This is a genomic window from Streptomyces sp. NPDC028305 (assembly GCF_055569495.1).
In genome coordinates this window covers 1,166,773-1,189,452 of sequence record NZ_JBVHTN010000001.1, presented here as the reverse complement: position 1 = coordinate 1,189,452, position 22,680 = coordinate 1,166,773, and the positions used below count along the sequence as shown (strand labels likewise).

Sequence of the window (22,680 nt, the reverse complement as noted above, 5' to 3'; positions counted from 1 at the left end):
TGACCCCCCGCGACCTGGAAAGTCGGCGCCCTCAGCGCCGGGCGTAGTGTGCCCGCAGCGCGGTGTACGCGGCCGCCGGAGCGCCCGTGCGGTCCAGGCCCAGCAGGGCGGCCCCGAGCACCGGCGGCGCGGTGACCACCCTCGGTTCGGCCTTGGGCGCGCGTTCGGCGAGCAGCTCCCGCACCCGGTCGTCCAGGAGCGGGTGGCGGGCCGCGAGCACACCGCCGCCGAGGACCACGGGCGTCTGCTCACCGAGCAGTTCCAGCCGGGTCAGGGCGACCGTGGCCATGGTGACCACCTCCTCGGCCTGCCGGGCGACCAGGGCGCGGGCGATCTCGTCGCCGGAGTCGGCCACCGCGAAGAGCACCGGCGCCAGTTCGTGGCGCCGGGCCGGGGCGATCCGCCCCAGGTGCAGCGCCTCGATCAGCTCGTACATGCTGGCCAGGCCGAAGTGCTCGGGCAGGGCGCGGGCCAGGGCGGTCGGCTCGCCGCGGCCGTCCTCCGCGCGCGCGGCCCACCACATCGCCTCCTTCGACAGATCGCCGCCGCCGCCCCAGTCGCCGGAGATCCGGCCGATGGCGGGGAACCGCGCGGTCCGGCCGTCGTGGCCCAGGCCCGCACAGTTGATGCCCGCGCCGCAGACGACGGCGACGCCGGTCGGCTCTCCGTTGTCCGACTTGTCTGCGACTCCGGCCCGCAGCAGCGCGAAGGTGTCGTTGGCGACCGTGACGGTGGCCCCCCAGCCATGGGCCGCCAGCAGCGGAGTGACCTGTTCCTCCTCAGCCGGGAGGTCCACATTGGCCAGGCAGGCCGAGACATGCTCGGCCCGCGGCGGCCCGTCGAACCCCGCGGCCCGCCCCGCCCGCGCCACCAGCGGGGCGAGCGAGGCGACCGCGGCCTCGGCACCGACGACGGGCGGCGCGAAGCCGCCGCCGCGCGCGGTGCCGAGGACCGCCCCGTCCGGGCCGATCAGCGCCACGTCGGTCTTGCTGTTGCCCGCGTCGACCGCCAGGACGGTGGCGCGCGGCGGTTGGGCGGTCAGACCCTGGGACTGCGTCAGGCCCACGCCAGATGCTCCCGGTTGTGTGCGATGAGGGTGTCGGTCAGTTTCTCCGCGTACTCGATCTGGCCGATCAGGGGGTGGGCCAGCAGGGCGTCGAAGACCCGCTCGCGGCCGCCCTTCAGCGCCGCCTCCAGCGCCAGGTCCTCGTACGCGGTGACATGGGCGACCAGCCCCGCGTAAAGGGGTTCCAGGGGGCGCACGGGCAGCGGGCTCGCGCCGCGCCCGTCCACGGCCGCGGGGACCTCGATCACCGCGTCGTCCGGGAGGAAGGGCAGGGTGCCTTGGTTGAACGTATTGACGATGCGCACCTCGCCAGTGTCCCGCAGCAGCGACGAGGTCAGATCGACCGCCGCCTCCGAGTAGAAGGCGCCGCCGCGTTTGCCCAGCAGCTCGGGCTTCTCGTCGAGCGCCGGGTCGGCGTACATCTCCAGCAGCTGACCCTCGATCGCCGCGACCTCGGCGGCCCGCGACGGCTTGGTCCTGAGCTCCCGAACCACCGCGTCGTGCTGGTAGAAGTAGCGCAGATAGTAGGACGGTACGACGCCGAGGCGGTCGAGCAGCCCTCGCGGCATCCGCAGGTCGTCCGCGATCGCGTCGCCGTGCTCGGCCAGCAGCTTGGGCAGCACGTCCTCGCCGTCCGGGCCGCCGAGCCGCACCGCGCGCTCCCAGGTCAGGTGGTTGAGGCCGACGTGGTCCAGCGACACCTCGTCCGGGGCCACGCCCAGCAGCTTCGCGAACTTCCGCTGGAAGCCGATCGCGACATTGCACAGCCCGACGGCCCGGTGCCCCGCCGTCAGCAGCGCACGGGTCACGATGCCGACGGGGTTGGTGAAGTCCACGATCCACGCGTCGGGGTTGCGGCGGCGCACCCGCTCGGCGATGTCCAGCACCACCGGGACCGTGCGCAGCGCCTTGGCGAGCCCGCCGGCGCCGGTGGTCTCCTGCCCGACACAGCCGCACTCCAGCGGCCAGGTCTCGTCCTGGTTCCGGGCGGCCTGCCCGCCGACGCGCAGCTGGAGCAGCACCGCGTCCGCGCCGTCCACGCCCGCGTCCAGGTCGTCGGTCCAGGAGATCTGGCCGGGGTGGCCCTGCCTGGCGAAGATCCGCCGCGCCAGCCCGCCGACCAGCTCCAGCCGGTCGGCGGCCGGGTCGACCAGGACCAGCTCCTCCATCGGCAGCACATCCCGCAAGCGGGCGAATCCGTCGACGAGTTCGGGGGTGTAGGTGGATCCGCCACCCACCACTGCGAGCTTCAACCCTTGACTCCTGTCAGTGTGACGCCTTCGACGAAGGCTTTCTGAGCGAAGAAGAAGATGATGATGACGGGGGCCATGACCAGCAGGGTCGCGGCCATCGTCAGATTCCAGTTGACGCTGTGCGCGCTCTTGAAGCTCTCCAGGCCGTACGAGAGCGTCCAGGCGCCCGGATTCTGCGCGGCGTAGATCTGCGGGCCGAAGTAGTCGTTCCAGCAGTAGAAGAACTGGAAGAGCGCGACGGCCGCGATGCCCGGCTTGGCCATGGGCACGATGATCCGCAGCAGGGTCCGCAGCTCCCCGCAGCCGTCGACCTTCGCGGATTCCAGATATTCCTTGGGGATCGTCAGCAGGAACTGCCGGAGCAGAAAGATGGAGTACGCGTCGCCGAACGCCATCGGGATGATCAACGGCCACAGCGATCCCGACAGATGGAACTGCTGCGCCCACACCAGATACATCGGCACCACCACGACCTGTGGCGGCAGCATCATCGTGGAGATGACCAGGATCATGGCGGTGCGGCGGCCGCGGAAGCGGAATCTGGCGAGCGCATAGGCGACCGGCACCGACGAGAGGAGCGTGAAGGCCGTGCCGAGCCCCGCGTAGATCAGGGAATTGCGCCACCAGTCCAGAAAACCAGGGGTGTTGAAGACCTCGGTGTAATTGGACCAGTGCCATGCGTCGGGCCACAGATCGCCGCTCATCGCCTGGCTGTCGCTCATCACCGAGGTCAGGAAGACGAAGACGAACGGCAGCACGAAGAAGAGCGCGGCGGCGACGGCGACCGCGTGCACGGCGATCCAGTGCAGTACGGCCTTGCGGCGGGCGGCCGGGGCGGAGGAGGGACGGGCGGCGGGCCGTACCGGTGCGGACGGTGCCGAGAGGGTGGTGGTGGTCATATCGGTTGGTCCTCTCAAGCCTTCTCAGTCGTCCGCCGACAGCAGGCCGGCGCGCCGGCGCATCAGCAGGGTGGTGACGGCCATCGCGATCGCGAAGAGCACGAGCGAGAGCACACAGGCGGCGCCGGTGTTGAAGTTCTGGAAGCCCAGCGAATAGACGAGCTGTGGCACCGTGAGCGTGGAGTGGTCGGGATAGCCGGGCTGGATGACCGTGCCCGGGCCGATGCTGACGCCCGAGGCCAGCTTTCCGGCGACCAGGGCCTGGGTGTAGTACTGCATGGTCTGCACCACACCCGTCACCACCGCGAACATCACAATGGGTGTGATCGACGGCCAGGTGACATAACGGAACTTGGTGAACGCCCCGGCGCCGTCCAGCTCGGCCGCCTCGTACTGCTCCTTGGGAACGTCCAGCAGCGCGGCCATGAAGATGACCATCAGGTCGCCGATGCCCCACAGGGACAGCAGTACCAGCGAGGGCTTGGCCCAGGCCGGGTCGTTGAACCAGTTCGGCGCGTCGATCCCGACCTTGCCGAGAACGTCGTTCACCGGGCCGGTGCCGGGGTTGAGGAGAAAGACGAACGCCACGGTCGCCGCGACCGGCGGGGCGAGATAGGGGAGATAGAAGGCGGTGCGGAAGAAACCGGCCCCCGACTTTATCTTCGTGATCAGCAGTCCGATGCCCAGGCCGAAGACGACGCGCAGCGCGACCATCACCACGACCAGCCACAGCGTGTTCCACAGCGCCGGGCCGAACAGCGGCATCTGTTCCAGCACATACCGCCAGTTGCGCAGGCCCACGAAGGTCGGCGCCTTGATCTGGTTGTAGTGCATGAAGGAGAAGTAGACGGTGGCGATCAGCGGATAGCCGAAGAAGACAGTGAAGCCGACCAGCCAGGGGGAGAGAAAACCGAGGGTGCTCAGCCGCCGGCGCAGACGCTTGCGGCGCAGGGCGGGGGCGTTTGTCGTCATCGTGGCCATGTCGCCCTCCTCAGTCCTGCGCCTGGAGAATGTCGGCGTCTATCTGGTCGTCCAGTTCCCTGAGGCCCTTGTCCAGGTCATGGACCTTTCCCGCCTCCACGTTGTACGAGAAGTCCTGGAGCGAGGTCACGTACTGTCCGCCGTTGATCGAGGGCGGAAGGGCGTTGCTGTACTTGTTCTGCGCGATGTCGAGGAAGGCGCGGAAGGTCGGATCGGGGTCCAGCTTCGGCGAGGTGAGCGCCGCCCTGGTGGACGGCACATTGTGAATGGCGTTGGCGAAGGCGACCACCTGATCGGTGTCGGCGGTCAGGAAGCGCACCAGTTCCCATGCGGCGTTCTGGTGTCTGCTGCTGTGCGCGATGCCCGTGACGGTGCCGGTGAGATATCCCCGGCCGTAGGTGTCTGCCTGGTCGTCGGGCACGGGCAGCGGGGCGGTGCCCCACTTGAATTTGGCGTCCTTGAGGAAGAGGCCACGCCATTCGCCGTCCAGGTGCATGGCCAGCTTGCCGGTCAGAAATGCGTTCTGGGAGGAGAACTCATCGCCGAAGGAGGTACGGAACGTCTCCAGCGCCCCGTATCCGCCCTGTTCCCCGATCAGGTCCCGCACGGTGGCATAGAATTCCTTGATCTTTCCCTCCTTTTCCAGCCGTGCCTTTCCGTTCTTGTCGAAGTACGTCGGGCCCCACTGGGCGAAGAGCCGGTCCGGGCTGTTCTGGTAGAGCCGGAAGTTGGGCATGAAGCCTACGCGCTCCAGGCCGCCGCCCTTGGTGCGCTTGGTCAGCTTGGCGGCGTCCCGCTTCAGCTCCGACATGGTGCGCGGGGGCCGCGCGATACCCGCTTCCTTGAAAGCGTCCTTGTTGTAGTACATGCCGTAGGCGTCGGCGAGCAGCGGCAGCGCACACTGCTTGCCCTCATAACTGGTGTAGTCCAGAAGCGTCTTGGGGAAGACCTTCTTCTTGTCGAGACCGGTTTTCTCCATGAACGGGTCGAGATCGGCCCACATTCCGGACGAGCAGTACTGGCCCACATTGTTGGTGGTGAAGGAGGTGACGACGTCGGGGGCGTCGCCGCCGCCCGCGCGCAGCGCCTGATTGATGGTCTCGTCAGTGACATTGCCGACGGACTTCACCTTGATATTGGGGTGGAGCTTCTCGAAGCGGGCGATGCTGGCGTTGATCGCGTTGACTTCGTTCTTCTCCGACCAGCCGTGCCAGAACTTGAGCGTGACCGGTTTGGTCGGGTCGTCGTCTGCGCTGCCGGTGCTCGGGTTGGCGCAGCCCGCGAGGAGCAGGGCGGCGGCGCCGAGCGCCGACGCGAGGTGGGCCAATGGTCGTCGTGGCATGGGCGGACTTCCTTGTGCACGGGGGAAACGGCAGGGGAAGCGGCGGTGCGGGGCGCCGGGCGGGGGGTTGGGTACGGCGGGAACCGGAAAGGGCCGGGCGGTGTATAGGAGACAGGCGATAGGGGACAGGGGAAGGGGTCAGGCGGTGTCGAAGACGGTGTGGCGGGCATCGGCGAGCGCCCTCTGGAGCGCGCCGATGAGAATCGGGTCCCCCTCGATGGCGCTGATCCGCAACTGCGGCCGGGGCAGCGCGAGCCCGGTCATCTCGGCCTCGACCAGTTCGCGCAGCCGCTCCCCGCCGGCCTGGGCGACCTGCCCGGAGAGCACCACCAGCTCCGGGTCGACCACCGCCACGACCGAGGCGAGTCCGGTGGCCAGGCGGCGGGCCAGCTCGGTGAGGACGGCGTCGCCCGCGCCGGGCGTGCGCAGCGCGGTGGCGAGCGCCTTGGCGGCGGTGGGTGCCTCGATGCCGTGCTCCCGGGCCAGTTCGACCACGGCGGGGGAGCCGACCAGCTTCTGGAAGCCCCCGCCCGCGTCCGGCCGGGCGGCGCTGTCGTCCCCGCCGCGCGCGAGCGGAGCGCCGGGCAGCGGCATATAGCCGATCTCCCCGGCGCCGCCGGTGGCCCCGCGCAGCAGTGTGCCGCCGAGCACGATGGCCGCGCCGACGCCCTCGTCCGCCCAGACCAGCGCGAAGTCGTCGAAGTCCTGCGCGGTGCCGTGGTGCTGCTCCGCGACGGCCGCGAGGTTGACGTCGTTCTCGATCACCAGGGGCGTGCCGAGCACCTCGGCCAGCTCGTCGCGCATGGTGCGGGACTGCCAGCCCGGCAGATGCGGCGCGTAGCGCAGCACCCCGGTGTGCGGGTCGAGCGCGCCGGGCGTGCCGATGACGGTCTGCCGCAGCTCGTCCCGGGTCAGCCCGGCGGCGGCCAGCGCGCCGTCCACCGCCTCGGCGACCAGCTCGCCGGTGCGGTTGCGCACCGACTCGGAGGTCGCCTCGGCGTTCACCCGGTGCTCGCCGAGGATCCGGCCGGTGATGTCGGCGACGGCGGCGGTGATGCCCTCCTGGTCGACGGCGAGCGCCGCGACATGGGCCGCGGCCGGGTTGATCTCGTACAACTGGGCGTTGGGCCCCGGCCGGCCGGTGACGTTCCCGGTCGTCCTGACCAGTCCGGCGGCCTCCAGGCGGGTCAGCAGCTGGGAGGCGGTGGGCTTGGAGAGCCCGGTCAGCTCGCCGAGCCGGGTCCTGGTCAGCGGCCCGTGCGCGACCAGCAGTTCGAGCGCGGCCCGGTCGTTCATGGCGCGCAGCACGCGCGGCGTCCCCGGAGTGCCTGATGCCGCCATGGTGGGTGCCCCCGTATCGCTCGAGCTTCTCTGTTAAGAAACTTTCCTATTGATGAACAGCAAGGTAAGGGGCGGCGCCGCGAGGCGTCAATGGGTGCGGCCGGGTCAGTGGGGCGGGCTGAGGGATCCTCCACCGGAGGTCCAGCGGCGCCTGCCACGGTCGCGGCCAGTCGAGAGAACGGGGAGTCGATGAAAAAGACCTCACGAGGGCCGCTCACGGTGCTGATCGCCGTGCTGCTCGCGGTCGCCGCCGGCGCCGGTGGAGCGACGGCCGCGTCGGGCGGCCCGGGTGGCGCCGGTGGCGCGGGCGGCGCGAGAGCCGTCTCGGACGGCGCGGGCACGGCGTCGGCGGCGCTGACGGACTCCGGAGGTGCCCGGGCCACCGACCGGGCGGCCGCGGCCGACACTGTCCGGGCGTACTGGACGCCGGAGCGCATGCGGCGCGCCGAATACCAGGGCGGCGGCCTGTCCCGAGGCGCGATGGAGCACGTCCGGCGGCAGGTCGCGGACCCCACCGGCGAGCCCGGCTCCGTCCCCCCGGCCGCGGCGAGCAGCTCGGGCCCGCCCGCCGCGGCCGTCGAGATCCCGACCCGCGTCGGGCGGATCTTCTACGTCGACCCGTTCGACGGCAAGGACAAGGCATGCGACGGCAACCCGCTGAACAGCGGCTCGCGCAGGCTGGTGGTCGCGTCCGGCAGCTGTGTGTTCAGCAGGGCCGCGCACACCTGGATGAACAACTGGGTGTTCATTCCCGGCTATTTCAGGGGGAGCGCGCCCTACGGCAAGTTCGTCGGCGACTGGGGATACACGTTCAACGCGTGGATCGACGACGGCAATATGAACTACGACTTCGGGCTGGCGACCACCCACCCCAACGAGTCCGGCCAACGGCTCGTCGACAGGGTCGGCGGCGACGGCTTCGCCTGGAATCAGCCCAAGGAAGTGTTCGTGAGCGCCAACGGATACTCCGTCAACGGGCAGATCCCCTCCGGGTGCGGCGGCTACACCCGCTCCGCCTCCTTCGGGGGCATCGAGCTGCCCTGCGCCCCGTCGGACGGTGGGCTCTCCCGGGGCGGCCGCTGGCTGATGAACATCGATCCCGACACCTCGCTCGGCTACGTCAACGGTGTGACGAGCATTCACCAGCCCAGCGGCTGGCTACAGAGCCCCTACGTCGACACCGAGTTCAGGGACTTCTTCTACCGGGTCGCCGACAGCTGACCGGGAGGGATCATCATGCGCGCTCTGAAGACACTCGCCGCCCGCGCCGTGCTCGCGGTGGGCACGGCCCTGGCGGTCTCCACCGCCCTTCTCGTCCCCGCCGCCCAGGCCGCGGTGGCGCCCGCGGCCGCCGAGCGGGTGGCCGCCGGACCCACGCTGATCAGCTACGACATCCAGTCCAAGACCCTGACCGGCAGCGGCTTCCTGCCCAGCCACCGGGTGTGGGTCAGGACCGCCGTCTCGGGCGCGGTGCCGACCTGCGGCACCGTCGTCCTCACCGACCTCCGCACCAGCCCCACGCTGCTCCAGACCACGTCCGATCCGTCCGGGAACATTTCCGTCCCGGTGGACCCCAAGGCCACGCTGCCACCCTTGCTCGTCTGCCCCAACCCGATCATCTACCTCTACGGGGCGTATCCGGGCGAGCACGTCCACTTCAGTGCCCACGACGAGCGCTACGAGAATGGCCGTCTGGTCTGGAGCAACACGCTGACCGTCACAGCGTGAGACGCCGCACAACGTAAGACCCCGTACGCACAGCCGCGCGACCACCGAGGCTGTGCGTACGGCCGTTTCCCGGCCGACTGCGTCCCGGCTACGGCGCGGCTACTTCTGGACGGGCGGTGCGGCCGGTGGTGCGGCGGGCGGCGGGATCGGGGTTGTGGCCATGGCCTGCGGGGAGTCCGGGTTGGACAGGGCCGACGGCGCCGCGACGGCCGCCCCCGCCGAGTTGGCGTCCTCCTCGGGCTGGAGATCCGGGTCCACGGGGCGGCCGACGATGAGGACGCCCGCCTCGTCCAGTGCCTTCTTGATCCGCCACCGCAGCTCGCGCTCGACGCCGACCGCCTTGCCCGGCATCGTCCGCGCGGACACCTTCACGACCATGGAGTCCAGGTAGACCGCATCCAGCCCGAGCACCTCGATCGGCTCCCACAGCCGCTCGTTCCAGGGCTCTTCCTTCGCCATGTCCACGCCGACCTGCGTGATCAGCGCGCGGACCTCGTCCAGGTCCTCGTCCGCACGGATCTGGACATCCACGCCGGCCGTGGCCCAGCCCTGGCTGAGGTTGCCGATCCGCTTGACCTCGCCGTTGCGCACGTACCAGATCTCGCCGTTGTCGCCGCGCAGCTTGGTGACGCGCAGCCCGACCTCGATCACCTCGCCGGAGGCCACCCCGGCGTCGATCGAGTCGCCGACCCCGTACTGGTCCTCCAGGATCATGAACACGCCGGACAGAAAGTCGGTGACCAGGTTGCGGGCGCCGAAACCGATGGCCACACCCGCGACCCCGGCGCTGGCCAGCAGCGGCGCCAGGTTGATCTGGAGCGTCGAAAGGATCATCAGCGCCGCCGTGCCCATGATCAGGAACGAGGCGACGGAGCGCAGCACCGAGCCGATCGCCGCCGACCGCTGGCGCCGCCGCTCGACGTTGACCAGCAGACCCGCCAGCGCGGTGCCATCCACGGCCTGGGCGGTGCGGTTCATACGGTCGATCAGCTTGGTGATCGCACGCCGCACGACGGACCGGAGCACGAACGCGATCACCAGGATCAAGGCGATGCGCAGCCCGATGCTGAGCCAGGTGGACCAGTTCTCCTCCACCCAGCCCGCGGCGTTGGTGGCGCTCTGCTGCGCGTCCTTCAGCGTGGTGGGAGGAGGCGTGGCGTCTGCGGCCGTAGCAGCGGACCAGAACACAGCGAAACCCTTCATGTGCGACATGCCCGCACGGAGGACCGCACGCGCAACCCCTCACACAGTAGCCGGGCGAGGGAATGTGCCGTTCCTGTGTTCGAGAGCGCGTGAGGGCGCCGAGGGGGCGTACAAGAGCGGAGTGAGGGCGTCAGCCCAGCGGTTTCCGCCTCGGGCCCTCGGCGGCCCGTGATTCTCGCCACTCCCATGGGCTCCCACGGGCCCGGAAGGCCGCCGGATTCCGCTCTTCCGGCGGTATCCGCGCGGTACGCGGAAATGCCTCTCAACCGTTAACCCGGTGATGGTGGCGTTCCGGCCGGGGTTCAGGGGAAACTGGGGGAGATCGTCCCGGCGCGAGCCACGCGCCGCCGGCGTACAAGGAGGCACCCGTGCCGCATGTCCTGGTCCTCAACGCGTCGTACGAGCCGCTCGGCGTCGTACCGCTCCGCCGCGCGCTCGTACTCGTCCTCAACGACAAGGCCGTCAGCCTTGAGGACTCAGGCGCCCTGATGCACAGCGCGACCCGTGTCATACCCGCACCCAGCGTGGTCCGCCTCAAGCGTTTCGTCCGGGTGCCCTACCGGGGCCCCGTCCCGCTCACCCGCCGCGCCCTGTTCGCCCGTGACGGCGGGCGATGTGCGTACTGCGGGGGCGTGGCGACCAGCGTCGACCACGTCATTCCGCGCAGTCGCGGCGGCCAGCACACCTGGGAGAACGTGGTCGCCGCGTGTCGTCGCTGCAACCATGTCAAGGCCGACCGCCATGTCGCGGAGATCGGCTGGCGGCTGCGGCATCAGCCCGCGCCGCCGTCGGGCCTGGCCTGGCGGATCATCGGCACAGGGCATAGGGACCCGCGCTGGCTGCCATACCTGCAGCCGTACGGCGCGGACGACGCCATGGCCCGGATCGACGGCAAATCTGCCTGAGACCGGGCCATCGTCGTGTCTGCGGAGCGTTCGCGGACGGGGCCCGCGGCGGAGCGGGGGCCGCACGCGGGTTCGCTCCGCGGGGCGGTGTGGGGGCTGGTCGGCGTCCAGCGGATCGTTCCCCACCCCGCCCCTTCCCGAACCAAGGGCTTCGCCCCTGGACCCCGTATCCGTGGCGGAGCGCTCCGCCACGCGGAGCCGCACAGGGGCAGGGCCGGGAACGGGCTGGGCCGCCGGGCATGCCCCAGGGGGTGTCCGGCGGCCATGCGGCGGAGCCCCCCACGCGGCGGAGCCGCACATCGAAACGGTCGGGAAGGGGCGGGGTGGGGCAGTGCCCGATGTGCGGTCCGCCGCGTGGCCGCCGCAGGCGTCAAGATCCGCCGGACACCCCGCTAGTCGGCTGTCACCGCGTATGCGGCGACCGACCACAGGGAGTAGCCGAAGCGGGTGGCGCGCTCGGCGCCCTGGATGCGGATGAAGCGGGTGCCGGGGGCGTCCATCCGTACGGTCTCGTGTCCGCCCCGGCCGTCGGAGACGGTCGCCGCCGTGCGCCAGGCGCGGCCGTCGGCCGAGACCTGGACGCGATAGCGCGAGGCGTAGGCGTCCTGCCAGTGCAGCTCGAGCCGGCCGACGCGGGCCGGGCGGGCGAGCTCCAGCTGGAGCCAGGCGCCGTCGTCGGCGGGGGAGGACCAGCGGGTGGCGGGGTCGCCGTCGATCGCGGCGGAGGCCGGGAAGTCGGGGGTCTCGTCGGCGGAGGACGTGGCCTCGGCGCCGTCCGCGCGGGCCAGGTCAGGGCCGCCGGTGGGCGGGAAGACCCGTACGGTCAGCTCGCTCTCCTGAGAGCCGAAGCGCACCGGCACGGTGAAAGTCCCCGTCTTGGTGGACTCCGGGATCGAAACCTGGATCCGGGCGGTCGCCGTGCCCCCGCGCGGGGCGGTCACCGTCTTGTCGGCCGTGACGCGGACGCCGCGCGGCGCGCGGACGGTGAGCTTGCCGTGGATGTCCTCGGGGCGGCGGGCGGTGACGCGGGCCTCGACGACGGCGCGGCCGCCGGTCTCCGCGTCGACCACGTCCCGGGACAGCCGCAGATCGGCGGCCGGGGTGTCGGCGAACCAGGGGGTGATCTCGTGCACGGCGGGCGGAGTGGTGCCCTCCGCCCAGGTCAGCCGCACCGCGTCGGCCGTTACGCCACGGCCCGCGAGCTGCGTCCAGCCGCTGCCGGAGACCGCGCCGAGCCGCCGCCAGCCCTCCCCGGGGACATGGGCCCAGGCGGTGCCCGGCGAGTCGGCGGCGTGGCCGGTGAGGGCGGAGAGGGCGCTGAGCGGGCGGGCGCGGTCGAAGCGCACGGTGACCGGCCCGTCCGGGTCCAGTGAGGTCGCCGCGTCGCCGTCGGCGGCGACGTGCTGCGCCGCGGAGGTGCGCAGCGAGCTCAGGTCCGCGCCGTCCAGGCCCGCCCAGGCGTCGGCGCGGGTGACGGCCTCCTTCAGGAAGGAGTTCAGGACGCCCTTGCCCACCGTCACCCGGCTCTGCGCGATCTTCTCGCGCAGCCCCTGCACCTCGGTCCGGGCCCGCCAGCCCGCCGCCCCGTCGCCGCGCGCCTGGGCGGTGAGCATGTCCACGGCCCGTACCCCGGCGTCGCCGTAGCGCGCCAGCTGGTCGAGCCAGGGGCCCAGTTCGCCGCCCAGGGTCGCGGCGAGCCGGTCGGGGGCGTCCCGCATCGTCGCGAAAGCCGAGCGCAGCCGGTCCGCCGCCCGGTCCAGACGCTTACCGTCGCCCCCGGACAGCGCCGTCCAGAACTCCTCGATCAGCGGGCGTAGATACGCGGACTCCTCGCCGCCGAGGACCGAGGACGCGTCGTTCCCGGCGAGGGCGCGCAGGGCCGCGCGGGTGCGTGCGTCGGGCCCGGCCAGGTCGTCGACGGCCGCCCGCCAGGACTCCTGGGGGCGGTATCCGCGCGGGTTCCAGGCGAAGTCGGCCGCGGTGAACAGCGCGATACGGGAGGCGGTCGGCTGCTCCATGGCGTTGGCGAGCAGCCCGGCCGACTGGGTGGCGACGGCCGGGTCGCGCCCGGTGTAGGGGCCGAGGAAGACGCGGTCCTGGGCGTAGTCGTTGACCGGGTAGTTGTCCATGGTGACCAGCGCGTGGCCGAACGCGGCGCGGGCGCCGGCCAGTTCGCTCCCGGTGATGGTCTTGGGCACCACGCCGACGCCGGTCCAGGCGACCTGCACGCCGTGGTCGAGCCGGCCGGCCAGCTCGCGCCGGAAGTCGGTGTCGCCGTCCTGGTAGTACTCGGTCGGCATCAGGGAGAGCGGGGCGGCGTCCGGATGGCGCGCGGCCAGGTGGCTCGCGACCGCGTTGGCGATCTCGGCCTGGGCCTTCGCCGCGGCTTCGGGGCCCGAGCCGAAGGTCTCGGCGTCGCTGTCGCAGTGCCATTCGCTGTAGCTGACGTCCTGGAACTGGAGTTGGAAGGCGCGCACGCCGAGCGCCCACATGGCGTCCACCTTGCGGTTGAGCGCCCTGAGGTCGTCGGCGGAGGAGAAGCACAGCTCCTGGCCGGGGGAGACCGCCCAGCCCAGGGTGACGTGGTTGCGGCGGGCGCGGTCGGCCAGCTCCCGGAACTGCTCGCGCCGCTCGGCGGGGTACGGGTCGCGCCAGCGGGCCTGGCGGTAGGGGTCGTCGCCGGGCGCGTAGAGATAGCGGTTCTGCTTCGTACGGCCCATGAAGTCGAGCTGGGCGAGCCGGTCCCGGTGGGACCAGGGCTCGCCGTAGAAGCCCTCGGTGGTGCCGCGCACGGTGGCCGCGGGCCAGTCGCGCACGGTCACCCCGGGGAAGGTACCCCCGCCGTTCGCGGGCCGGACCAGGAGCTGGCGCAGCGTCTGGATCGCGTGGAAGAGCCCGTCCGGGCCATTGCCGGACAGCGCGACCGTCGGCACCCCGGCCGCCCGGCCGGTCGCCAGGCGGTAGCCGCCGGAGGGCAGGTCGCCGTCTTCGGGTGCGCCCAGGGCGCGCAGCGCGCTCTGCGCGCCCCGCCCGCCGACGCGCACCACCAGCCCGTCCGCCAGGGGCATGGCCTTGGGGGTGGGCTCGGTGGCCTCGTTGACGATGCGCGCCCCGGCGTCGTGCAGCAGGGCGCGCAGCGCGTCCAGCGCGTACGGGTCGGAGTCGGCGTCGGCTATGAGCGTGACCTCCCGGCCCACGCTCACCCCGGATCCCTGGGCGCGCAGCGACTGCGGACGTGGCCATACGGGCGGCACGCCGCCGTCGCTCTCCCGGTCCGCCGTCGAGGTGCCGGGGGCACCGGGATCCCTGGGTGCGGCGGCCGCGCCCGGCGCGCCTCCCAGCAGTCCGCCGATGACGGCGGCGGCCATGGCCGTGGCACCGGCCGCCCTCGACCTTCGCCCTCGGGTTCCGCGCAACTGCACGGGCTTCTCCTCGATACGGACTGGTGGTTCGCCTAGGTCTGGCCCTGGTACGCGCCGAGCCCACCACCGTGCGCGTGAGGGTGTCAACGGCGGTGACCGAAATGCCGGTAATGCCATGGTGTGTGGTGTGACGAGATGCGCATCAGGGCGGGCCGGGGCTGTGTCGAAGAGGGGCTGCGCCGCGTGGCCGCCGGACGCCCGGGCGGGCGGGAGCGCGGATGGCGGCTCCGCAAGTCTGACGCCGGAACCCGGGGTTGGTCAGTAAGCTATGTGTCTCGGATCCCTTACTGCCGTCAAATCGCCTGGACCAGCGGAATGTGACCTGAAGCACGTCAGGGGGCCGATTGCGTCTGCGGCCGCCTTTCATGGGTAGGCCTGCACCTGTCCCACTGCCGACATCCCACGGAGGCCCGTGTGGCCACGTCAGCTCAGCTTCTGTTCTCCGCTCTCGCCAAACCCGTGACCGAAGCGGGGGAGCCCGACCCGTTCGCCGGGGTCTCCTACCCCGACTGCGGCCTGTGCGGCCTCGAGGGATCCGGTCTGCACACGGAGGCGCCGCTCACCAGTGAGCCCGCGCCCGCCGACATCGCCCCCCTGACCAGTGAGCCCCCGCTCGCCGCCGAGCCGCCGCTGACGAGCGAGTCGACCGGTGCCGCGTTCGGCACCGGGGCGGGCGCGGAGCCCATGGAGTTCTGAATGGAGTCCTGATGGGCAGAGCGCTCCTCGCCGAGCTGCACGGCGTCGCCACCTCGTACGAGCCCGCCCCCGGCCGCACCGTGCGGGTGTCCGACGACACCGTCGTCGCCGTGCTCGCCGCGCTCGGCGTGGACGCCTCGACCCCCGACTCCGTACAGGCCGCGCTGGAGCGGCACGAGCGCGAGGAGCGCGCCCGGCTGCTGCCGCCGTGCGTCGTGGTGCGCCCCGGCAGGCCGCCGCGGCTGCGGCTGCCCGAGGGCACCGTGCTGCGGGTGGACCCCGAGGACGGCGGGGACGGCGCGCACGGCGCGGTGCGCGACTGGCGGCCCGGGGCCGACGGCCCCGCGGCCGCCGCGCCGCCCCTGGGCAGCCACACCGTGCACGCCCAGGCCCCCGACGGCCGCTCGGCAGCCGCCACCCTGATCGTCGCCCCCGACCGGATGCCGCAGCCCCCGGCGCGCAGCCACGGCTTCCTCGTCCAGCTGTACTCGCTGCTGTCCGCGCGCTCCTGGGGGATGGGCGACCTCGGCGACCTGGCCGACCTCGCCGCCTGGTCGGGCCGGGCGCTGGGCGCCGGGTTCGTCCAGCTCAACCCGCTGCACGCGGCCGTGCCCGGCACGTCCACCGAGCCCACCGACCCCTCGCCCTACCGCCCCTCCTCGCGCCGCTTCCCCGACCCGGTCCATCTGCGGGTCGAGGACGTGCCCGAGTACGCGCAGCTGCGCGGTGCCCCGCGCGAGCGCGTCGACCAGCTGCTGGACCGGGCCGCCGCGCTGCGCACCGCCGTGCTCCATGAGGGCGCGCTGATCGACCGGGACGCGGTGTGGGCGCTCAAGCGGGAGGCCCTGGAGCTGGTGCGGGCCGTGCCGCTGAGCCCCGGCCGCCGGGCCGCCTACTGCGACTTCCTGGCCGAGCGCGGCCAGGCCCTGGAAGACCACGCCATTTGGAGCGCGCTCGCCGAGATCCACGGCCCCGCGTGGCGCTCCTGGCCGCACGGCCTGGCCGACCCCGGCTCCGCCGCGGTCGCCCGCGCCCGCGGCGAGCACCTGGACCGGGCCGACTTCCACTGCTGGCTGGCCTGGCTGACGGACGGGCAGCTGGCCGCCGCCCAGCGCGCCGCGCTCGACGCCGGGATGGCCATCGGCCTGGTGCACGACCTGGCGGTCGGGGTGCACCCGTCGGGCGCCGACGCGTGGGCGCTGCGGGACGTCTTCGCGTCCGGGATGTCGATCGGCGCGCCGCCGGACGCGTTCAACTCCCACGGCCAGGACTGGGGGCTGCCGCCGTGGCGGCCGGACGCCCTGGCCGCCACGGGCTACGCCGCCTACCGCGATCTGCTGCGCGGGCTGCTGCGGCACGCGGGCGCGCTGCGCATCGACCATGTGATGGGCCTGTTCCGGCTGTGGTGGGTGCCGGAGGGGCGGGAGCCGACCGAGGGCTGTTACGTCCGCTACGACGCGGAGGCCATGCTCGGCGTGCTCGCCCTGGAGGCGCATCGCGCCGGGGCGGTGATCATCGGCGAGGACCTCGGCACGGTCGAGCCGGGGGTGCGGGAGACGCTGGCCGGGCGCGGGGTGCTGGGCACGTCGGTGCTGTGGTTCGAGCGGAACTACCCCAGTGGGGACGGCGGGGACGGCGAGGACGGCGAGCAGGGCCGGGGCGAGGCGAGCGGGGAGAGCCGGGACAGCGGGGAGACCGGGGAGACGGGGGAGACCGGGGGTGTCGCACCCGTCCGCGCCCGCCCGCTGACACCCGAGGAGTGGCGCGCCGACTGCCTGGCCACCGTCACCACCCACGACCTGCCGAGCACCGCCGCCCGGCTCACCGGCGGCCATGTCGAGCTGCGCCACCGGCTCGGCCTGCTCACCGGCCCGCTCGAGCGCGAGCGGGCCGAGGACGCGGTGGAGGTCGCGGAGTGGCTGACGCTGCTCGGGCGGCTGGGGCTGCTGCCGGAGGGGCCGGGCGACGAGGAGGCGGCCGTCAAGGCGGTCCACCGCTTTCTGCTGCGCACTCCGGCGAAGCTGGTCGGCATATGGCTGCCGGACACGGTGGGGGACCGGCGCCCGCAGAACCTCCCCGGTACGTGGAACGAGTACCCGAACTGGCGGCTGCCCATCGCGGACGCGGCCGGCCGCCCCGTATCCCTGGAGGACCTGGTGGCCTCGCCGCGGCTGCACGCCCTGATGGGCGAGGTCACGCGGGAGGCGGGGCGTGCGGGTGTGGGCAGGCCCACCCCGGGCACGCGGGGCGCTAGGCCGTCCGATACCGTGAGTGCGTGAGCAACAAGGTCAAAAAGAACGCCGTTCGCGCCGGTGCCGTCATCGCCGCGACGACGGCCATGCTGATGGTGTCGTCCCCCGCGTTCGCGTTCCGCGACGACGGTGACGACCCGGGTCCGGGCCTGAGCGTCGCCGAGACGCTCGGCCTCTACGTCGTCACTCCCATTGTGCTGTTCGTCGTGATCGCCGGTCTGGTGATGCTCGGCGACAAGACCCGCAAGCGCAGTGACTGACACAAACTGACACCTAGGACGCTGTGACGAGGGCGCCCCCGGCCGACCGCCGGTGGGCGCCCTCGTCGCGTTCCCGCGGTGACTCTGCCGAGCGACCCTCTCAAACGTCTTTCCCAAACATCTTTCCCGGCGCGTATCAAGCCGTTTATTTTCGCTTTAACCTACGGTGTCGTAACCTACGGAGCCGTAGGTAACGCATCGCACGACGACGTCCCCAGGAGCCCACTGTGACCCTCGCCCCCACTCGCCGTCACGGTCAGGCCGTATGGAGCGACAGCCGCCTGCTGTACGCACTCGAAGAGGTCGTCGAGGTGGAGCTCAACCGGCATCTGAAGGCCGCCAAGGAGTGGATGCCCCACGAGTACGTGCCGTGGAGCGACGGCCGCAACTTCGACGGTGTGATGGGCGGCGAGGCCTGGGCGCCCGAGCAGTCCAAGGTCAGCGACGTGGGCCGGATCGCGCTCGTGGTCAACCTGCTCACCGAGGACAACCTCCCCAGCTACCACCACGAGATCGCCACGCTCTTCGGCCGCGACGGCGCGTGGGGCACCTGGGTGCACCGGTGGACGGCGGAGGAGGGCCGGCACGGCATCGTCATGCGGGACTACCTGCTCACCAGCCGCGCGGTCGACCCGGTCGAGCTGGAGCGGTTCCGGATGGCGCACATGTCCGAGGGGTTCGAGTCGGACAACAACCACAGCATGCTGCACTCCATCGCGTACGTGGCCTTCCAGGAGCTCGCCACGCGTATATCGCACCGCAACACCGGTCACCACTCCGGAGACCCGGTCTGCGACCGGATGCTCGCCCGCATCGCCACCGACGAGAACCTGCACATGGTCTTCTACCGGAATCTGCTGGCGAAGGCGTTCGAGCTGGCGCCCGACCAGACCATGTGCGCCGTCCGCGATGTGGTGGTCGGCTTCCGTATGCCGGGACACGGCATGCCCGGGTTCGAGCGGGCGGCCGCGCAGATGGCCATCGGCGGCATCTACAACCTGCGCATCCACCACGACGATGTGCTCCAGCCCGTGCTGCGCTTCCTGAAGGTGCTGGAGATCTCCGGGCTCACGGGCGACGGGCTCAAGGCGCAGGAGGAGCTCGGGCTGTACATGGGCGGCCTGGACACGCAGGCCACGAAGTTCGACGAGCGGCGCGAGGCGATGCTGGCCCGCCGCGCGGCCCGCGCCGCCGAGCGCGTCTAGCGCGCCTGCGGCGGGCCGTTTCCCCCATCCACGCGCGAACGGGCTGGATTCGCTCCGCGAGGCGAATCCAGCCCGTCAGGGGGAGGGCGTCAGCCCGCCGCGGCCGCGGCGTCCGCCGCCTGCGCCCTGAGCGCGCGCTCGACGCCCGCGCGGCACTCCGTGACCAGGCGGCGCAGCGCCGCGCTGGGCTCGGCCGAGGCCAGCCAGGCGTCGGTCGCGTCCAGCGTCGCCTGCGAGATCTGCACCGTCGGGTAGAGGCCGACCGCGATCTGCTGCGCCATCTCGTGGCTGCGGCTGTCCCAGGCGCCCTTCACCGCGGCGAAGTACTTCTCGGCGTACGGCGCCAGCAGCTCACGCTGGTCGGTCTGGACGAAGCCGCGGATCACCGCCTCCTGCACCGCGTTCGGCAGCTTGTCGCCCTCCACGGCCGACGCCCACGCCTCGGCCTTCGCCTCCGGCGCCGGCCGCGAGGCGCGCGCGGTGGCCGCGTGCCGCTCGCCCGCCGAGGTGCGGTCCCGGCCCAGCTCCTCGGTGATCGCCTCCTCGTCGGCCCGGCCGGTCGCGGCGAGCCGCTCCAGCAGCGCCCAGCGCAGCTCGGTGTCGATGGTCAGGCCCTCGATGGCCTCGCTGCCCGCCAGCAGCCCCGACAGCAGGCCGAGCTGCTCGTCGGTGCGGGCGGTGTCGGCGAAGGCCCGGGCCCAGGCCAGCTGGTGGTCGCTGCCGGGGCCGGCGGCCCGCAGATGGGTCAGCGTGGCCTCGGTCCACTTCGCCAGGCCCGTCTCGCGCCACTCGGGGGCGGCGTACAGGTCCAGGGCCAGCTTGGCCTGGCGCTGCAGCGACTGCACGACGCCGATGTCCGACTCCTTGGCGATGCCGGACAGCACCAGGGAGAGGTAGTCGCGGGTGGCCAGCTCGCCGTCGCGGGTCATGTCCCAGGCCGAGGCCCAGCACAGAGCGCGCGGCAGGGAGGCCTCGAAGTCGCCCAGGTGCTCGGTGACCACGGCCAGCGACTCGGGGTCCAGCCGGACCTTCGCGTACGAGAGGTCGTCGTCGTTGAGGAGGATCACGGCGGGGCGCTTGCGGCCGGCCAGGGCCGGCACGGGGGTCAGCTCGCCGTCCACGTCGACCTCGATCCGGTCGCCGCGCAGCAGCTTGCCGGTGGCGCTGAGCTCGTACAGGCCGATCGCGACGCGGTGCGGGCGCAGCACACCACGCGGCGGAGCCGCATCATCGGACAGAGTGCCCTTGGCACCGGGCGGCAGCGCCGGGGCCTCCTGGCGCACCGCGAAGGAGGTGATGGTGCCGGAGGCGTCGGTCTCGATCTCCGGGCGCAGGATGTTGATCCCCGCCGTCTCCAGCCACGCCTTCGACCAGGTCTTCAGGTCCCGGCCGCTGGTCTCCTCGAGCGCGCCCAGCAGGTCGGACAGCCGGGTGTTCCGGTACGCGTGGCGCTTGAAGTACGCCTGCACGCCCTTGAAGAACTCGTCCTGGCCCACATAGGCGACCAGCTGCTTGAGGACCGAGGCGCCCTTCGCGTACGTGATGCCGTCGAAGTTGACCAGGACGTCGTCCAGGTCGCGGATCTCGGCCATGATCGGGTGGGTGGACGGCAGCTGGTCCTGCCGGTAGGCCCAGGTCTTCATCGAGTTGGCGAAGGTGGTCCAGGCCTGCGGCCAGCGGCTGCCCGGCGCGTACGCCTGGCAGGCGATGGAGGTGTAGGTGGCGAACGACTCGTTCAGCCACAGGTCGTTCCACCACTCCATGGTCACCAGGTCGCCGAACCACATGTGGGCCAGCTCGTGGAGGATGGTCTCGGCGCGCGTCTCATAGGCCGCGTCCGTGACCTTGGAGCGGAAGACGTACTGGTCGCGGATGGTGACCGCGCCCGCGTTCTCCATCGCGCCCGCGTTGAACTCCGGCACGAACAGCTGGTCGTACTTGGCGAAGGGGTACGCGTAGTCGAACTTCTCCTGGAACCAGTCGAAGCCCTGCCGCGTCACCTCGAAGATCGCGTCCGAGTCCAGGAACTCGGCGAGCGAGGGGCGGCAGTAGATGCCCAGCGGCACCGACCGCCCCTGGCCCTCCCAGCTGCTGTGCACGCTGTGGTACGGCCCCACGATCAGCGCGGTGATGTACGTCGAGATGCGCGGGGTCGGCTCGAAACGCCAGATGTTGTCCTTGGGCTCGGGCGTCGGCGAGTTGGAGATCACCGTCCAGCCCTCGGGCGCGGTCACGGTGAACTGGAAGGTCGCCTTCAGATCCGGCTGCTCGAAGTTCGCGAACACCCGGCGCGCGTCCGGCACCTCGAACTGTGTGTAGAGGTACGCCTGCTGGTCCACCGGGTCCACAAAGCGGTGCAGGCCCTCGCCGGTGTTGGTGTACGCGCAGTCCGCGACGACCCGCAGCTCGTTGCGCCCCTCCTGGAGACCGGTCAGCGCGATCCGGGAGTCCGCGAAGGCCTTGGCCGGGTCCAGCTCGTACCCGTTGAGCACCACCTGGTGCACGGTGGGGGCGACCAGGTCCGCGAAGGAGTCCGCGCCCGCCTCGGCCACGTCGAAGCGCACGGTGGTGACCGACCGGAAGGTGCCGCCCTCCTGCGCGCCGGAGAGATCGAGCTCGATCTCGTACGAGTCGACCGTGAGCAGCCGGGCCCGCCGCTGCGCCTCTTCGCGGGTCAGGTTCGTTCCAGGCACCTGGGCATCTCCTTCGAATACGACGTTTCGGCCATCCTTCCACGCAAAGCCGGTCCGCCGCCCGCGGTAATCGCCCGGCGCCGCGGGGCGCTCGTCAGGTGCCCGGAACGGGGGGCTCAGCTGAGCTCGGCCGCCACCAGCTCGGCGATCTGGACCGCGTTGAGCGCCGCCCCCTTGCGGAGGTTGTCGTTGGAGACGAAGAGCGCGAGGCCGTTGTCGACCGTCTCGTCCACCCGGATGCGGCCCACGTAGCTGGGGTCCTGGCCGGCCGCCTGGAGCGGGGTCGGGATCTCCGAGACCTCGACGCCCGGGGCGTCGGCGAGCAGCTCGTACGCGCGGGCCACGCTCAGCGGGTTCGCGAAGCGGGCGTTGAGCTGGAGCGAGTGGCCGGTGAAGACGGGGACGCGGACACAGGTGCCGGAGACCTTCAGCTCCGGGATCCCGAGGATCTTGCGGGACTCGTTGCGGAGCTTCTGCTCCTCGTCCGTCTCGAAGCGGCCGTCGTCGACGAGGTTGCCCGCGAACGGCAGCACATTGAAGGCGATGGGGCGCTTGTAGACGGCGGGCTCGGGGAACTGCGCGGCCGCGCCGTCGTGGGTCAGCGCGGTCGCGTCGTCGATGACCTTGCGGACCTGGCCGGCCAGCTCCTCCACCCCGGACAGGCCCGAGCCGGACACGGCCTGGTAGGTGGTGGCGACGAGAGCGGTGAGACCCGCCTCCTCGTGCAGCGGGCGCAGCACCGGCATGGCGGCCATGGTGGTGCAGTTCGGGTTGGCGATGATGCCCTTGGGGCGCTGCGCGACGGCATCCGGGTTGACCTCGGAGACCACCAGCGGGACCTCGGGGTCCATCCGCCAGGCGGAGGAGTTGTCGATCACCACGGCGCCGGCCGCGGCGACCTTGGCCGCCAGCGCGCGGGAGGTCGCCCCGCCCGCGGAGAACAGCGCGATGTCCAGCCGCGAGTAGTCGGCGGTGGCCGCGTCCTCGACGGAGATCTCGGTGTCCCGCCAGGGGAGCGTGCGCCCGGCGGAGCGGGCCGAGGCGAACAGGCGCAGCTCCTCGACGGGGAAGTCCCGCTCGGCGAGGATCTTGCGCATGACCCCGCCGACCTGGCCGGTGGCTCCGACGATTCCGATCCTCACGACGCGCTCCTTGTGCTCTGTGCCTGGTGCTGGGTGCCTGGCGTGCCGTCCCATCATGCGGGTGGCCCCGGCGACCTTGTCCAATCTATTGTCCGGTGCCTGGGACGGTGCGTTGTCCGGTGCCCGGGACGGGCCCGCGCCGGCCGTGCGCCGGGCGTACGCCGCGGGCGCCCCGCGGCCTTGAGCCCCCTCGGCGTTCCCAGCTCCGGTGAACTCCGGGTGAGCGGCGGAATTCCGGCGGCGTAGTGCGGGATGACCGTTTGCTATCGCCAAGATCCACGTGCGCATTTCG

17 protein-coding genes are annotated in these 22,680 nt (G+C 71.9%); 7 read left to right on the top strand and 10 right to left on the bottom strand.

The genetic code is table 11. The features are described from left to right. Window positions 1–31: 31 nt before the first annotated feature. The 6 genes from ACZ4WQ_RS05525 to ACZ4WQ_RS05500 form a co-directional block, all read right to left on the bottom strand. Window positions 32–1,066 carry an N-acetylglucosamine kinase gene (locus ACZ4WQ_RS05525; protein ID WP_311722399.1) on the bottom strand — a complete coding sequence of 345 codons (1,035 nt, stop codon included), beginning with the start codon at window positions 1,064–1,066 and terminating at the stop codon, window positions 32–34. Continuing rightward, window positions 1,057–2,319: a 6-phospho-beta-glucosidase gene (locus tag ACZ4WQ_RS05520; protein ID WP_398369322.1), complete on the bottom strand. Its 1,263-nt coding sequence runs from the start codon at window positions 2,317–2,319 to the stop codon at window positions 1,057–1,059. The genes ACZ4WQ_RS05525 and ACZ4WQ_RS05520 overlap by 10 nt, the downstream gene beginning before the upstream one ends. Further along, window positions 2,316–3,218 (bottom strand): carbohydrate ABC transporter permease, encoded by a 903-nt coding sequence (locus ACZ4WQ_RS05515; protein WP_398369324.1) that lies wholly within the window; start codon window positions 3,216–3,218, stop codon window positions 2,316–2,318. Before ACZ4WQ_RS05515 ends, ACZ4WQ_RS05520 begins: the two co-directional genes overlap by 4 nt. A gap of 24 nt (window positions 3,219–3,242) precedes the next feature. Beyond that, entirely contained in the window at window positions 3,243–4,199 is a 957-nt protein-coding gene (locus ACZ4WQ_RS05510) for a carbohydrate ABC transporter permease (protein ID WP_385340833.1), read from the bottom strand. A gap of 10 nt (window positions 4,200–4,209) precedes the next feature. Then, window positions 4,210–5,541 carry an ABC transporter substrate-binding protein gene (locus tag ACZ4WQ_RS05505; RefSeq protein ID WP_311722404.1) on the bottom strand — a complete coding sequence of 444 codons (1,332 nt, stop codon included), beginning with the start codon at window positions 5,539–5,541 and terminating at the stop codon, window positions 4,210–4,212. Window positions 5,542–5,679: 138 nt separating this feature from the next. Next, entirely contained in the window at window positions 5,680–6,882 is a 1,203-nt protein-coding gene (locus ACZ4WQ_RS05500; protein WP_311722405.1) for an ROK family transcriptional regulator, read from the bottom strand. 189 nt (window positions 6,883–7,071) lie between these two features. Here ACZ4WQ_RS05500 and ACZ4WQ_RS05495 point away from each other — a divergent pair, with 189 nt between their 5' ends. After that, window positions 7,072–8,103, top strand: a complete 1,032-nt coding sequence (locus tag ACZ4WQ_RS05495; protein ID WP_398369327.1) for a trypsin-like serine peptidase — start codon at window positions 7,072–7,074, stop codon at window positions 8,101–8,103. A 15-nt stretch (window positions 8,104–8,118) separates the two neighbouring features. Further along, window positions 8,119–8,610, top strand: coding sequence for a hypothetical protein (locus ACZ4WQ_RS05490; RefSeq protein ID WP_358846466.1), 492 nt, complete (start codon window positions 8,119–8,121; stop codon window positions 8,608–8,610). Between the two features lie 99 nt (window positions 8,611–8,709). On the opposite strand, the gene ACZ4WQ_RS05485 is transcribed toward ACZ4WQ_RS05490, so the two are convergent. Next, window positions 8,710–9,813: a mechanosensitive ion channel family protein gene (locus ACZ4WQ_RS05485; protein ID WP_398369329.1), complete on the bottom strand. Its 1,104-nt coding sequence runs from the start codon at window positions 9,811–9,813 to the stop codon at window positions 8,710–8,712. 368 nt (window positions 9,814–10,181) lie between these two features. Here ACZ4WQ_RS05485 and ACZ4WQ_RS05480 point away from each other — a divergent pair, with 368 nt between their 5' ends. Continuing rightward, window positions 10,182–10,718 carry an HNH endonuclease gene (locus ACZ4WQ_RS05480; RefSeq protein ID WP_352128433.1) on the top strand — a complete coding sequence of 179 codons (537 nt, stop codon included), beginning with the start codon at window positions 10,182–10,184 and terminating at the stop codon, window positions 10,716–10,718. Window positions 10,719–11,110: 392 nt separating this feature from the next. On the opposite strand, the gene ACZ4WQ_RS05475 is transcribed toward ACZ4WQ_RS05480, so the two are convergent. Further along, on the bottom strand, window positions 11,111–14,086 hold the full coding sequence (locus ACZ4WQ_RS05475; protein WP_398369332.1) for a beta-N-acetylglucosaminidase domain-containing protein: 2,976 nt from the start codon (window positions 14,084–14,086) through the stop codon (window positions 11,111–11,113). 468 nt (window positions 14,087–14,554) lie between these two features. Here ACZ4WQ_RS05475 and ACZ4WQ_RS05470 point away from each other — a divergent pair, with 468 nt between their 5' ends. From ACZ4WQ_RS05470 to ACZ4WQ_RS05455, 4 genes are all read left to right on the top strand, one after another. Then, on the top strand, window positions 14,555–14,836 hold the full coding sequence (locus ACZ4WQ_RS05470; RefSeq protein WP_398369334.1) for a hypothetical protein: 282 nt from the start codon (window positions 14,555–14,557) through the stop codon (window positions 14,834–14,836). Between the two features lie 11 nt (window positions 14,837–14,847). Then, window positions 14,848–17,115 (top strand): 4-alpha-glucanotransferase, encoded by a 2,268-nt coding sequence (gene malQ / locus ACZ4WQ_RS05465; protein ID WP_398369336.1) that lies wholly within the window; start codon window positions 14,848–14,850, stop codon window positions 17,113–17,115. Beyond that, entirely contained in the window at window positions 17,112–17,348 is a 237-nt protein-coding gene (locus ACZ4WQ_RS05460; protein WP_311722413.1) for a hypothetical protein, read from the top strand. The genes malQ and ACZ4WQ_RS05460 overlap by 4 nt, the downstream gene beginning before the upstream one ends. A 227-nt stretch (window positions 17,349–17,575) precedes the next feature. Next, window positions 17,576–18,553, top strand: a complete 978-nt coding sequence (locus ACZ4WQ_RS05455; RefSeq protein WP_311722415.1) for an acyl-ACP desaturase — start codon at window positions 17,576–17,578, stop codon at window positions 18,551–18,553. 89 nt (window positions 18,554–18,642) lie between these two features. Here the strand turns inward: ACZ4WQ_RS05455 and pepN are convergent, their stop codons facing one another. Together pepN and ACZ4WQ_RS05445 are read right to left on the bottom strand one after the other, a co-directional pair. Continuing rightward, window positions 18,643–21,246 carry an aminopeptidase N gene (gene pepN / locus ACZ4WQ_RS05450; protein ID WP_398369339.1) on the bottom strand — a complete coding sequence of 868 codons (2,604 nt, stop codon included), beginning with the start codon at window positions 21,244–21,246 and terminating at the stop codon, window positions 18,643–18,645. A 116-nt stretch (window positions 21,247–21,362) separates the two neighbouring features. Next, complete coding sequence (locus tag ACZ4WQ_RS05445; RefSeq protein WP_311722417.1) at window positions 21,363–22,388, bottom strand: aspartate-semialdehyde dehydrogenase; 1,026 nt, start codon at window positions 22,386–22,388, stop codon at window positions 21,363–21,365. Between the last annotated feature and the right edge of the window lie 292 nt (window positions 22,389–22,680).

Excerpts from the sequence above, each read along its gene's own strand:
- ACZ4WQ_RS05490 (WP_358846466.1), top strand. The coding sequence starts at position 8,119 with ATGCGCGCTCTGAAGACACTCGCCGCCCGCGCCGTGCTCGCGGTGGGC.
- ACZ4WQ_RS05485 (WP_398369329.1), bottom strand. The coding sequence starts at position 9,813 with ATGAAGGGTTTCGCTGTGTTCTGGTCCGCTGCTACGGCCGCAGACGCC.
- ACZ4WQ_RS05500 (WP_311722405.1), bottom strand. The coding sequence starts at position 6,882 with ATGGCGGCATCAGGCACTCCGGGGACGCCGCGCGTGCTGCGCGCCATG.
- malQ (WP_398369336.1), top strand. The coding sequence starts at position 14,848 with ATGGGCAGAGCGCTCCTCGCCGAGCTGCACGGCGTCGCCACCTCGTAC.
- ACZ4WQ_RS05495 (WP_398369327.1), top strand. The coding sequence starts at position 7,072 with ATGAAAAAGACCTCACGAGGGCCGCTCACGGTGCTGATCGCCGTGCTG.
- ACZ4WQ_RS05515 (WP_398369324.1), bottom strand. The coding sequence starts at position 3,218 with ATGACCACCACCACCCTCTCGGCACCGTCCGCACCGGTACGGCCCGCC.
- ACZ4WQ_RS05505 (WP_311722404.1), bottom strand. The coding sequence starts at position 5,541 with ATGCCACGACGACCATTGGCCCACCTCGCGTCGGCGCTCGGCGCCGCC.
- ACZ4WQ_RS05475 (WP_398369332.1), bottom strand. The coding sequence starts at position 14,086 with ATGGCCGCCGCCGTCATCGGCGGACTGCTGGGAGGCGCGCCGGGCGCG.
- ACZ4WQ_RS05510 (WP_385340833.1), bottom strand. The coding sequence starts at position 4,199 with ATGGCCACGATGACGACAAACGCCCCCGCCCTGCGCCGCAAGCGTCTG.